Origin of the sequence: Vagococcus allomyrinae (assembly GCF_017829975.1) — a bacterium.
GTDB lineage: Bacteria > Bacillota > Bacilli > Lactobacillales > Vagococcaceae > Vagococcus_D > Vagococcus_D allomyrinae.
This window is the reverse complement of the sequence record NZ_JAEEGA010000001.1, coordinates 194,999-208,247: the sequence shown is the minus strand read 5'-3', so window position 1 is coordinate 208,247 and position 13,249 is coordinate 194,999. Positions and strand designations below refer to the sequence as shown.

12 protein-coding genes are annotated in these 13,249 nt (G+C 38.8%); 2 read left to right on the top strand and 10 right to left on the bottom strand.

Annotation, left to right across the window (positions count from 1 at the left end; translation table 11 throughout):
• Positions 1 to 119: 119 nt before the first annotated feature.
• From I6N95_RS00870 to I6N95_RS00845, 6 genes are all read right to left on the bottom strand, one after another.
• A complete protein-coding gene (locus tag I6N95_RS00870; protein WP_209524450.1) occupies positions 120 to 938 on the bottom strand; it encodes a glycosyltransferase family 8 protein in 819 nt (272 codons plus the stop codon).
• 2,016 nt (positions 939 to 2,954) lie between these two features.
• Positions 2,955 to 3,278 carry a hypothetical protein gene (locus I6N95_RS00865; protein ID WP_209524449.1) on the bottom strand — a complete coding sequence of 108 codons (324 nt, stop codon included), beginning with the start codon at positions 3,276 to 3,278 and terminating at the stop codon, positions 2,955 to 2,957.
• Between the two features lie 12 nt (positions 3,279 to 3,290).
• Entirely contained in the window at positions 3,291 to 3,689 is a 399-nt protein-coding gene (locus tag I6N95_RS00860; RefSeq protein WP_209524448.1) for a helix-turn-helix domain-containing protein, read from the bottom strand.
• Positions 3,690 to 3,939: 250 nt separating this feature from the next.
• Entirely contained in the window at positions 3,940 to 4,479 is a 540-nt protein-coding gene (locus I6N95_RS00855) for a hypothetical protein (protein WP_209524447.1), read from the bottom strand.
• Between the two features lie 81 nt (positions 4,480 to 4,560).
• The gene (locus I6N95_RS00850) at positions 4,561 to 5,841 is read right to left on the bottom strand and encodes a PTS sugar transporter subunit IIC (RefSeq protein WP_245249179.1); all 1,281 of its coding nucleotides are present in this window, start codon (positions 5,839 to 5,841) and stop codon (positions 4,561 to 4,563) included.
• 53 nt (positions 5,842 to 5,894) lie between these two features.
• The gene (locus tag I6N95_RS00845; protein WP_209524446.1) at positions 5,895 to 6,794 is read right to left on the bottom strand and encodes a DUF7916 family protein; all 900 of its coding nucleotides are present in this window, start codon (positions 6,792 to 6,794) and stop codon (positions 5,895 to 5,897) included.
• 312 nt (positions 6,795 to 7,106) lie between these two features.
• On the opposite strand from I6N95_RS00845, the gene I6N95_RS00840 reads away from it, so the two are divergent.
• On the top strand, positions 7,107 to 8,291 hold the full coding sequence (locus tag I6N95_RS00840) for an ROK family transcriptional regulator (protein WP_209524445.1): 1,185 nt from the start codon (positions 7,107 to 7,109) through the stop codon (positions 8,289 to 8,291).
• A gap of 798 nt (positions 8,292 to 9,089) precedes the next feature.
• Entirely contained in the window at positions 9,090 to 9,194 is a 105-nt protein-coding gene (locus tag I6N95_RS27800; protein WP_430727519.1) for a putative holin-like toxin, read from the top strand.
• 68 nt (positions 9,195 to 9,262) lie between these two features.
• Here the strand turns inward: I6N95_RS27800 and I6N95_RS00835 are convergent, their stop codons facing one another.
• From I6N95_RS00835 to I6N95_RS00820, 4 genes are read right to left on the bottom strand one after another with little or no spacing between them, the layout of a single operon-like run.
• Positions 9,263 to 9,985 (bottom strand): CoA-transferase subunit beta, encoded by a 723-nt coding sequence (locus tag I6N95_RS00835; protein ID WP_209524444.1) that lies wholly within the window; start codon positions 9,983 to 9,985, stop codon positions 9,263 to 9,265.
• Positions 9,966 to 10,799, bottom strand: a complete 834-nt coding sequence (locus I6N95_RS00830) for a CoA transferase subunit A (RefSeq protein ID WP_209524443.1) — start codon at positions 10,797 to 10,799, stop codon at positions 9,966 to 9,968. Before I6N95_RS00830 ends, I6N95_RS00835 begins: the two co-directional genes overlap by 20 nt.
• Before the next feature lie 12 nt (positions 10,800 to 10,811).
• Positions 10,812 to 12,149 carry a CoA-disulfide reductase gene (locus I6N95_RS00825; RefSeq protein WP_209524442.1) on the bottom strand — a complete coding sequence of 446 codons (1,338 nt, stop codon included), beginning with the start codon at positions 12,147 to 12,149 and terminating at the stop codon, positions 10,812 to 10,814.
• Between the two features lie 10 nt (positions 12,150 to 12,159).
• The gene (locus tag I6N95_RS00820) at positions 12,160 to 13,233 is read right to left on the bottom strand and encodes an ABC transporter substrate-binding protein (protein WP_209524441.1); all 1,074 of its coding nucleotides are present in this window, start codon (positions 13,231 to 13,233) and stop codon (positions 12,160 to 12,162) included.
• Positions 13,234 to 13,249: the final 16 nt, after the last annotated feature.

Genomic DNA, 13,249 nt, shown 5'->3' with positions numbered 1-13,249 from the left:
TGAGAGATAGTTTTGAGTTGAATCACACGATAATAACCGTTTAAAACATTCTGCCAAACGCACTATTCCTAAATGACCTTCGGAACTCGAACTGTCACTTCTCTTGCCATTGCGTATCTTCAGTTGCTTTGCCCATTGGCCTTATGGTAATAATGCTTATAAACAGAGCTGTAGCGTCCCTTATAATTATCGTACCAAGGTTTGTCTTTACCACAAAAATGCAAAAAGACCGTTTGCTCAATGACCCAGTCCAAATCCCATTTCCCCCCGCTTAGTAGTTCATAGGTGGCATGCTTCCTAACATCATAATTGTAGACCTGATCTGGAATTGGGGCAATCCGTTCACCATACAACCCGTTCAAAATGTCCTGATCTGGCAAAAATAAATTCAATTTGTTTTCTTCAATAAAGTGATAAATATCGTTAACGCGAACCTCGCGCCTAATTTGACTAATATTCATTAGTAGCACGCCAGAATTAAAATACCCTTCTGATTCATAGGCTTTTAACCGTACTTTATTAATCACTGTGGTGACATTAGTTAAATTAGTATGACTCGCTGCTGCATACAAATACTCGCTAAGCTCCATTTCATACAACGGGCTGAGATCATTCAAACACAAAATATCCGCATCTAAATATAGAATTTTTGTGACAGACTCTGGTAGATATTTCCAAGCTAATAAGCGATAATAAATTGCTTCCGGATACCGTTTCGAAACGGGTGCTTCCTTAAATTGGTCACTCCCAACCACTAGAGGGTAGTAGTTCATTCCTAAATTATGACAAAAATGAGTCAGTTCTTCTGTCTGAGTTAATAATTCTTTTTGAAGCACATAGACATTATGTTGACCCTTTTGGGAATTATGATAGATCGACAATAAAGTTGTTTTAAATTGGTTAACAAATCGGTCGTCAATTGAAAATAGAAAATTCATCTCTCCACACTCCTTTGTTGATCTCATATCAACGTTTCATTAAGTTTACCATCTTATGACCTGAAGATAAAAGAATAAATAAAGAAGCTGGCAAGTTTAGATGAAACAAACTGCCAACTTCTTTATATTTAATCCGATTAGTGTTGTCATCAAGAGACTAGGACAATAGTTCCAACCTCCAATACTTTTACGAACATTGCGTAATAGACGCACTCCAAAAGCCTGCTTGCTTCGATCTCGACAAATTTTAAATGCTAAAACATTAAGAGTTGAAGCTTCGAAGCAAAGCGACGTTATGTCCCAACTTGATTTATGCTAAAAACCTTCAACCAAGGCTCACTGATTTATCAAACTGCGTTACTCTAGCAAATTTATAAAATAGCAATGAGTGTAAATGGAAAAGTCTTAAATAAAATAACTGAGATAATCTCATCACGGAAACTAGATTTTTGTTTAATAGGAGAGTCGCAGGTTCAAGCTATAGTTATTTAATCAGTTTATTAATTGAAGCCCAATAGTCAGTCAGTTGACAAAAACAGTTAATACTTTACAAGTAAAAGCACTTAAACAGCTGAAACATCAACATTTCAGTACTAGTATTTTTAATGCGAGCCATTTTTCGACTGTCAACCCATTCACTTTTTTATTATATTACCGCAATATTTTCGTTATAGAATAAAGCATTCAATTCGAAAATTCCGCTATACATGTGAGTTTTAAGCTGTTTCACTTTCCATGAGTTAAATCGTTATTAATGAAAAAGTGAAATCTGAGCCGTTGTCAAAGTCAATTGACATCTGCGCTCTGTTGTTTAACTCCACAAGGGCAACTAGCGCCTTGCAAACACTGAATTTCATAATTTTCTCCTCAGCCAGATATCATGTCAACCGAGTCACTTAATCCTCTTAATAGAAAGGTTCAAGATGTTATCAATCACTCCTTAGCGACTGATCTTAATTCTTAAGTAATCATGATTTTCCGATCGTTAAATCGTTTTTTTTACCAGAAGTCATTTTCAAGGCGTTTTCTAATCAGTTGACACTTGGAATTAATTTGACTGGATATACTCCGCTGGTAAATACTGGTATATCAAGGTTTATCAAGGAATATATAAGCACATTAGTAGCATTCAAGCTGTCAACTGAATCACTTTTTAGACGTTTCAGCCTAGAAAAACATGTTATAAAACAGCGCCTTCATTTGGGTTGATTAGCTGTTCTCTCACTTTTCTTCTCATCCTTATGGCCTGATTTTTAAAGTGTTCGTCACTAGTTCATCGAGATCCCGTTGGTTTCAGAATTAGTAGACATGTCGCAAGTATTATCGTAAACAACAACAGCTTATTATCACCCAAAGAACTTAGTTAGCTTTTTTCCTAGCAGATCGTTATATTAAGTTTAGAGATAACTAGTGTAAGGCAAGTAATTAAGCTGTTCTTCTTTACTGGCTTAATTTAGTTAACATTAGCCTCATTCTGAGGCATTAAGCTAAGTCAAAGGACCTATGTGCCTATATTTTTACATAAAAATCCATCATTGTAAACTCGGCTAACTGACCTCTTTTTGTCACTTTTTTCTTTCACTCACTAAAGAAAAAAGAGGTATCAAGCCTGTTATATCGGGGGTTACATCGATTTCGACTGAAGTTGATAATTAGGTGACATTAGCTAAAAGAGGTCAGTTAGACAAGATAAACTTTTTTTATTTTGCTAGCATGATCGCCAAAAATGCCCTTTGCATTCTGATAAGAGTTTCTTAATAAATTATTCAAGCTATCCTTTATTCTTTGTCACACTTTATTCACATTTTCACGGTATATTATAGACATACCAACAAACAACCCTAACAAAACTTTTTCATTATTTACTCCTCCAACCGTCAATTCTTGATGCTTTAGCATTTAGACATTGATGAGATCGTCGTGTAAATAAAAATCTCCTGCCCTCAGCCTCCAACTGAGGGCTATTTTTTTCAAATTTCATCATGGATTGTCTCCAACTTCTTGCCCCCTTGATCTTCAAAGTCGGATTAAAGCTGCTAGACTCATCAAAAATGCCAGTAAGTGTAGAGCCATCAAACAATAGATCTTCCTTTTGATCGTTAAAAACCTTTTGTTTTCACTTGCACTAAGCAGGTTTGAGGTATTTCTACGCTTAAAGAGGTACAGTAACAGTCCGCCCCCATTTTGTGATGAAGACGCAATCACAGACCAAAACTTAGCCTGTTCCAGCTTGCGACTTTTGGCATCCATTAGCACTAAATGGTAAATGTAGTACATTAGGCCAATACTGGAAAAAACAATAATCAACCCACATATCAACAGTAAAATTGAGAACGTCATCGTAAAACTCCTTTATATTTTTTTTATGATCAAGTAAAAGATGGACAGTGTATTAACGCCAATTAAACCAAATAGCGTCAGATAGATACCATCATTAGTTGTTTTAAGGACCAACATCACAACCATCAGAAAAATATTAAGTATCATTAACAAACTAAACAGTTTCAAAAAATAATTAACTGTGGTATTTTCTTGTAAATGTTTAACCATATCTTGATCTCCTTTCAATAATTCATCGAGTGACAAGTGATAAAGCTCTGACAGCTGAATAACTCGCTCAATATCCGGATAACTTCGACCATTCTCCCAATTTGAGATTGTTTGCCTTGTCACGCCTAATTGTTCCGCAACAAAATCTTGAGTCATGTTTTCTTCATTTCTACGCGCTTTTATTCGTTGTCCTACTTCCATCTGTTACACCTCAATTTTCTACTAGTTCTTACATTAATTAAAGCAAATTTCCTTAGCAACACAATCAAAAAGCCTTGACACTCAACGTCAAAAAGCTTTTCCATACACTTATTATGCCATATCTAGTAAAGCTCTTACCGATTATTTCCTCCCTTAAGCAAGTTTATGCCGTGCTTAAAGGGCATTTCAAAAAAATAAACACAAACGTCATTTTATCAGCGTTTGTGTTTATTTTTACAATTTCTTAAGCTTAAATTATTAAACTGCTGCCCTTTTTTAGTTGAACATGGACTAAAATAACTAAACTGCCAACTAATAGGAGTATTCCCCGCCTAGATTGACCTAATGGTGGCAAGTTGGTAGAGGGCATCCCCTCACCCTGATTAGCCGAAATCACCAGTTTAACCAACTGATTCCCTGTCAGCTCCTGAGTAGCGTTATCATGCCCCTCTCCAATAATCCGCCGTTTCACCATTAAAGTTGTTTCATTTTTCGGCTCAATTACCAACTGCTGACTCCCTTCACTAAACAGCGGCAAAGAAAATCGCTGTGTACTTGTCACAATTACGAGCTCTCCTTCATAATAAGACATCACGTTAGCCAAGGCTTGATCATGCTCCCAGTCTAGAACTAAATCTAACTGTTGCGCGCTTTGATTGACTATCACCAATGTTTCATCAGGGAAATGATAACCAGGAAAAGCCTCTGTGACGTCTATTAAAAGCCAGTCATGGGTTACCAACCGATGACTGGCTGAGACAGCTGTTACTGCCGATGTGACTTTCCTCATCAGCTAATTAACGGTAAAACAAAGACGAGAAGTGAGGCTGCATAACTATTCACTCACTTCTCGTTTGCTTCACCAATCTTTCTATCCTTCGCCGAGTTCTTGCTCTTTAAATTTCTTCTCAACCGCTAGATAAAACGGTAGATACAACAAGATATCGAGTATGATTAATACGACTTGTAAAATGGAACCATTAATACTGCCAGTGACTAAAAACCCACTAATAATCGGTGGCATCGTCCATGAAGCAGCCGCCCTTGTCAAAGGAACTAAACCGGATGACATCGCCAAATAAGAAACGATCACATTAACCATCGGTGCTAAAATAAAGGGAATTAATAACATAATATTCAACACAACAGGTAACCCAAACATCGTTGGTTCGTTAATATTAAATAAACCGGGAACGACGGTAATCGGTGCTAAGACCTTTGTTTGTTGACTGGTTTTCTTCTTACGAGCTAAATACCCTAAAACTAGGACTAACCCAATGGTCGCGCCGCCACCACCGATATAAACCAAGTTATCCATAAAGGCTACTGTAAAAATATGTGGCAACTCTGCTCCTGCTTGATAAGCAGCACGATTTTCATCTAAATTGGCAATCCACAAGGGCTGCATCACAGAATTGACCACATTTCCCCCATGAATACCGACAAACCAGAACAAGCTATTCAGACCTACTACAATCATCGTGCCAAAGACATTATTGCCTAATAACCCAAGAGGGCCTCCTAAAATGACCTGAGCAATGTCGTGTAAGTTTGGCAAATCTAAGGCGATCAAAACGGATGAAATGATCAACCATAAGGTAATAATAAAGGCCCCTGGAATAATCGCGCTAAAACTTTTTGCCACAGCTGGCGGCACCGTTGCCGGCAACTTAATTTGAATATCATGATTGATAAACCACTGATAAATATAGCCACTGATCAGCCCTAAAATAATGGCAATAAACAACCCTTTAGCCCCCATGTAAGCAGTTGGCATACCTGCACCAGCATCTGACTTAACAAAAGGAGTTACTGCAATAAATGACGATAAAGAAATAATACCTGAAGGAACACCGTCGACCCCGTATTGATTGGTCAAACTATAGGCAATCCCAAAACTGGCCACCAAGCCAATTAAACCAAAACTACTGTCGGTGCCTTTCCATAAGTAGTCAGCAACTCCAATATCTCCCAACCACGCTTCCCAACCAGGCACAGGAAAACTGGCGATTACCATCATTAACGACCCGATGATAATCAAAGGCATCGCTAAAGTAATCCCATCACGAATCGCTACTAAGAACTTGTTGGCACCTAGCTTTGACGCAATTGGCAACATTTTTTGTTCTAAAAATTCATTAATTTTATTCATTGTACGTTCCTCCTCTATTTTGCGACAACCACTCTCAAGGAGTGGCTATTCCCCTAACGTGCAATTGAGCGTGCCATCAATGAAGCCGTGTGGCGAATGCCTCGCAAAGCCTTGCTGAGCGCAAAGATATTTTCAACTGGTGCCACACCACCAAAACCAGCATCACCAATGTGTTGAATATCCACCCCGCAAATTTTATTGCGAATGGCAATCTCTTTAATCGTGTCTTCATCAGAACTTTCTTGACTCGTTCCAATCGCCGATAAAACCAACCCACCTTCGCTGTGAACCAATTTAACAACGGCTTTCAACTCTGCGTCATCAAAACCAGGAACCGTTCCAACTGCTGGTACCAAGATGATATCCGCTCCTGCTTCAATAAACCCTTTGATTGCTTCTAAGTCAGCAACTGGTTCGGAAACACCTGCTCCATGCATTTTCCCGGCAATAATCAATCCTGAGAAAACTTCTTTCGTCACCATAATCGTCTTTTCGATTTGCCTATTTGTGACACCTGTTCCCGGATTCCCTGTTAAACAGACATAATCTAAACCAAGCCGTTCAATCTCTTTAATCGTTTTCAAATTAGCTTGACGACCTTCTGCTATCTCCAAGCGATCTTCCGCCATGCTGGCCTGTGAATCAACTGGTTCAAGGTTAACCCCAATTGGCCGCCCAACTAAACGATGAAGCTGTTCGACAAAGTTTTCTTCCCTGTCCTCCAACCCTAAAATATCCGGGTGCAACACGTCTACACCATTAAGTAAAATCAAATCGGCCCCAAATGCTCTAGCAATTTCAGCATTAGTAATATCTCCGACAAAAGATTCCCTCGTCGCCACATTTTCCGACATGACTGTGCGCCCTTCACTCGCTCTAATACTTTGTTTTAACTCCTCGGCAGTCATGCCCAACATCTCTGAAGCATTAGCACTTATCAAACGTTTAACCATCCTCTATTTCCTCCATCCTTTATGTCACTACTTATTATTACTAGAACAACCCTTAACTAATGGTACCGTTCTCAATAAACCTAAAACGTAATACATCATTTCTATTTCCCCTCTAGCTTTAATTACTAAAAATAACCAAAAGATAAAAAGAAGATAAAATAAAACGTAGTTGATAATAAAATATTACCAACAACCTTATAATAGATTATAAAAAAGAAACTGTCAACCGTTTTCTTTAAAAATATCTTATTTTTGTTTATAAAAAATAATCAATAGTGTATAATGGATAATAAGTTAAGAAGGAGATACACCATGAAACTAACAAAAAAACAACAATTACTGCGACATAATGTTCTCGATAAAATATACGCCAAAGGGCCTATCTCAAGAATTGACATCTCAAAAGAAACGGGGATTACCCCTGCCACTGTTAGTGAAATCACCGGTCATTTTATCACGGATCACTTAATTCACGAGACTGGCGAGGTTATCCCCGAAGAAACAAAATCCGGCCGTAAAAAAATTTCCTTAGATATTTCAGCTGAACACGGTTTTTACATCGGCACGGAACTTTCAGAAAAATACCTCTCATTTTGTTTATGTGACAACAAAGGAACACTCTATGAGAAAAAGGTCATTAAAGCCACTCATACTCAACATCGCAACTTAGATGAAGGGGTGTTTATTGACGCCTTACAAACCTTTATTCTCCACTGTCATGATTACCAGCCCCAAGCTGTTGGTGTCGCTTTACCCGGTCATTTTGATCAAGAGCAAAAACGTATCTTAACCAATAATGCCTTTTGGAAACAGTTTGACTTACAACGTGTCATGGAATCGATTGAGTTACCGCTCTATTTTGACAATAATGTCCAATGTATGACCACTGCCCAACGACTCTTTAGTCCTGAAAACAGAGACCCTAACTTTATTTTCTTTCACGTAGGTAGAGGCATGTTCTGCTCTTGCATGTACCAAGGCCAGCTTTACGGTAAGGAAAATATTTTAGTCGGAGAAGTCGGCCATACAATCGTTCATCCAGAAGGCGAACTCTGCGAATGTGGCAAACGAGGTTGCCTACAAACTTACGCCAGTGAAGCCTGGATCATAAAAAAATCACAGCTTTTATTTGATAATTCCGACACGACCTACCTTCGTCAATTGGCAACTGACCGTGATAACTTGACGATTGACCTTATTTTAAAAACTTATAACTTAGGGGACGAAGGCGTCATCACGATTTTGCATAACGCCATCAAATATTTAGCCATTACCATCAATAACTTGGCAATGATGATTGATTCGAAAAAAATCTTTATTCACGGCGAACTTTTCAACGAAGGCCTATTGTCTGATTTGCTGAAAGAAGCCATTGAAAAAAATACAACCATTCTCACCACTGGCGAAACCCTTGAAGTCGAACTCAAAGAATACTCTCACTTAAATGGCGCAATTGCGGCCTGTGGATTATGTGTCAGTGAAACTTTACTAGGATAGTCTTCACAAAAAAAGACAACTGGCCTGTTATTGGCACCAGTTGTCTTTTTTATTTAGATATAATGTGACTGCCGTTTGAAATACAAAATTGTCAGAACCACGATGGAAGTTTGACTCATCTTTTTGAGTAAAGGCGCATCTTAAAGTCATTTAATTGATGAAAGGGTTAGTCAGCTACATCACCTGACACAGCGCCTTAGAGCTAAACGGTAATTGTCCTAAAAAAATACTAATAAACTGTTCCCCCATCGCCTTCTTTTAGTATTACGTTAAGAATAATAAGTAACAAATATAACATCATTTACTGCTAATCTTGTAATCTATCTTTTTACACAGTTGTTCCATAAATAGATGTAAATAGTCGTGACTATCATACGAGTTTGATACAACTAGCGCTTATTTGACAAATTAGAAAAACTTAAAACAAATTTCATATGATTGTTTAATCTTGATCATACTTACTTCATATTTGCACGCTATTATATCTGTATACCAACAAACAACCCTAACAAAACTTTTTCATTATTTACTCCTCCAACCTTCAATTCTTGATGCTTTAGCATTTAGACATTGATGAGTAGTGTAAATAAAAATCTCCTTTAGCCCTCAGCCTCCAACTGAGGGCTATTCTTTTGTTTGTTACCAAAAAACGCTTAAAATTCAAACAAAATCGTGTTAGAATAACCGTGTAGAAAAGTTAACAGATGGTAGCTAGCCTCCCTATGTAACACAGTAGGAGGTGAGGCTTATGATTAAAAAAAGTAAGTACTCCCTCACTCTTTCAAGAAAGGGAATACTATGCCAGTATTCGAAGCATTAGCACTGGTCATCAGTTTCGCTATGCTAGTGATCGCGATATTGAACTTTAATCAAGAATTGGACCTTTCACCAGTTATCAATTGACGAGTTATTAAGCACCTGATACGAAAAAAGAACTCTTGTAATCGAGCTCTCTTCCATTTTTAATACCTTCATAATTCAATATAACGATACCCTTTTGGATCTACTTTTTGTAAAAAAGCGAGTTCTTCACGGCTTGGATCGGGTGTGATGGCCACACCGTCAACCTCAATCTCAAAGCCGGTATTAGCAACCACTTCTTCAGAAGAGGATGTCTGATGAATACTTTCTAGTTTCAGTTTGCCGTCTCTAAAGCAGAAGACACACAATGGTGTAATAATTCGATCGATATTCCCCTTAGTCGTAACAAAATCAACCTGCTTAACAAACGTTCGTGTATCATGTTTTGTCCGCCAAATTAATGCGCGCTTGACAGTTGGAATTAGAACGGCACTCCCTGCTCCGCCAGGTAGTCTCACTTTAGGCCGATGGTAATCACCAATTACCGACGCGTTAACATGACCCTCTTGATCAAATTGAACACCACTTAAAAAAGCCACATCCAATTTCCCTCTCATCGACAAATCAAAAACATCCGCTAAAGGAAATTGACTCCTTGAGTGGTCGTATAATTCGTACCCTGCCGTCGAATAACTCGAGACCTTTCTCATTTCTGGATTCACCCCACCAGGTATATTCAAATGATATAGGTCTGGCGCATGTGTGGCCTGTGCCAACTTAATAGCAATCATTGGCATATGAGAAGAAACACCATGAAAAACCGTTTCACGATTGTTGATTAAACGAGCCATGACACAAATCATTGTATCAATTTTAAGCTTTTCCTGATCCATAAGTTGTCACTCGCTTTCCTGAATTTTGATAATCAGCTAAATAATCTTTAATCGTAAGTTTGCCTGTTGTAAAGTTTCTCAAAACCTCTTGATTGATGTCATACGCCCCGTATACAGAGCAAGGTTCTGCCCCCTTGGGCTGTAAAACAACAGCATCCACTAAGAAACCAGGAATCAAGGTATTTTTTTGCTTTGTTTGCTGCCACTCGTTTTTTACAACTCGTTCAGCAGTAATGATAACCTTTTGGCTCGCTCTTGCTAAAAGTAAATCATCAAAAACTGGGCCATCTATCCAAGCATTGCCATCTTCATCAACTTGTTGAACGTGTATAATGGCAACATCAGGTATCAACGCTTTAACCAAGGTAACAGGCTCGCCAGAAAAAGGGTCCTCCACCCGTACAAAATAATCATTCTCCACTAATAAGTCGCCATACTCTAATCCTCTGACAGGCATAAACGGCACCCCGTATGCAGCAGCTCGCAGAGCGCTGATCACTGTATAGCACGCATGTTCATTCCCCTTAACCTGTCCTTCCTGCACTGCCTTTCGATAATAATTTGCTAAGCCAAAGCCTGATTCATAACTGATAAATCCAGCATCAACAGCACTTACCTGTTCATTTCCACATAGCAAATCAACATCATGGGCACCCGCTGTATTAATCAGATGCAATCCTTTCAATTCTGTACGAGCTAGCTCTCTCACAAAGCTCATCGGTTTGCGGTGAAGGGCGTTACCACCAAAAGCCAAGCTATCACCTGAAGACACTAGCTTTACACTTTCAGTCAGTGTCATTAATTTTGAACTCATTTCCTTTCCCTCCTATTTTGCAGCGTTACTTGCTATATGAACGGCATCCCAAACACCAGCAAATGGGGGAGCATAAGCTAAATCAACCATCCCTAACTCAGCCGTTGACATCTTATTATGGATAGCAATTGCAAACATATCAATTCGTAAAACGACACCCTTTTCACCTACGCCTTGTGCACCTAGTATACGAAGGGTCCGCTTATCATAAATCAATTTCAACTTAATATCTGTTGGATCTGGGTAATACACAGGGTGATCCTGAGTTGTCACGGTAACCGTTTTATAATCATAACTTAGGGCTTGTGCCTCCGACTCAGAAAGGCCCGTCCGACCTAGTTCAAGCTTCCCAATTTTAATTGCTGCACTGCCCAAGGTTCCAACAAATTTATGATGAGCTCCTAGCAGATTATCACCTGCAATTCGCCCACATTTATTGGCAGTTGTTCCCAAGGGAATAAAATCATTTTCCTCTTTGCCTAAATGATACACTTGCGCGCAGTCACCAGCAGCATAGATATCAGCGATGTTGGTTCGCATTTCTCGATCCACTACTATAGCACCATTAGAGCTTAGCTGAATGCCGCTATCTTTTAAGAAATTAGTAGCAGGCTTAATACCTGTTGCTAAAACAACCAGATCACAAGGGTAGCTAGACTTATCTGTCACGACTTCTTTTGCGTGATGATTACTATCTTTAACGATTTGTCTAACCTTTTCATTTAGCTTCAATGATACACCCAAGTCGGTCAACTCTTGTCGAGCGACTTGACTAATCTCTTCGTCAAAAGGGGCTAAGATATCCTGACTAAATTCGACGACGGTCACCTTTTTACCAATTTCTTTCAAGCTTTCGGCTACTTCAATCCCAATATAGCCCCCACCAACTATCACCACATTTTGACAGTCTGTTTGCTCAACTTTTTCTTTTAATAACAGGCCATCGCTTAAGGTTTTTAGCAGAAAAACACCTTCAGCTTCTCTTCCTTCGATGGCTGGCACACTCGCAACTGCACCAGTTGCAATAAACAATTTATCGTAATTTTCAACAAACAAGTGATTATTGCGATTATCATGAATAAAAATTTGTTTATTTTTAGGAATAACCTTCAACACCTTATGTTGTAAACAGGTTTTTATGCCAAGCTGATTAAATTCCGCTTCTGTTCGCGCGATTAACTTGCTTAAATCATTATTGACACCACTGACATAATAAGGTAAGCCACATGCTCCGTAGGATAAATGCTTCCCAGCTTCATAAACAATGACCTCCGCTTGCGGATCTGTTCGTTTGATTTTAGAGGCCGCTGACATCCCAGCGGCAACTCCACCAATAATAACTATTTTCATGATACCCTCCTTAACCTTCAGATAGTTGCCCTTCAATATAAGACACCAGTGTTGCCATGCTTTGACTTAGTAGTGCTGATTTTGGTAATTCACGAGCAACCGTACTGACTAACCGATAATGTGAGTCAAACCAAGGATAGTGACTTGGCTCATCTGTTAATAAGGGCTTCAGCACTGGAGCCCCCGAGTACTCGCCAATTTGTGTCGCTATGTCTCTTGATAGCAAGTAGGTTAAAAATTTTTGACTTGCGACTTGATTTCCACTCTTTTTATGAATACAAAATCCCCACGTCACATTCCAACTACCTTCGATCGTAGCAAAACCGAGTTCGTCTTTATTCAAGCAATCCTCATTAAAAATTGCACCCATTTGACCATTCCAAGTAGTGGTCATAATCGCTCGATTCTGCTGGATGCTTTCTTTTATCCCTTCATTATTCAGGTAACGGTACTGCTCATCTGTCAAGGCTAGTAGCTCTTTATACCAATTAATCCCTTCAGTCAACAATTGATAATCAGTAATAGCTTCTCCTTGAGTTGTAACCGGCTCTATGCCTGTCGCTCTAAAATATGGCAATATATCCAAAAACAATTCTGAACTTGCGGCTTTCATCGCTATGGGATTTATTGTTTCAGCTTGTTTAAAAGCTTGGGCCCAAGCCATTATTTCCGCTATAGTGACATGCTTACTGGGAAGTTCCATTTGCCATTTTTCAAAGTAAGACTTGCGGTATACAAAGAGGTGCCCATCGCAAAAAGAAGGACTTAGATACTGCTGCCCGTTATAGGTCACTTCGTCTAAAATTTTTTCCAATAATTCCGCTTTAGGCAGCGCTAACGGTATAATTAACTCCTTTTCCAGCAATTCTGATAGCCATAAGTGGCCGGCCACCATAAAAATATCGTACTCCTGATTACCTTCTATGATTTTTTGGTACATGTCACCATATTCTGCCCAACTCACACTGTTAAACTCAATTGCCTGTCCAGTTGTTTCCGTGTATGCTTGAATGATTCCCAACTCTAGATAGCCACGAACTGCTGGATCATCAACTGCTAAAATTTTTAAAACACGTTTTTCCATGTTAATTCCTCATCTC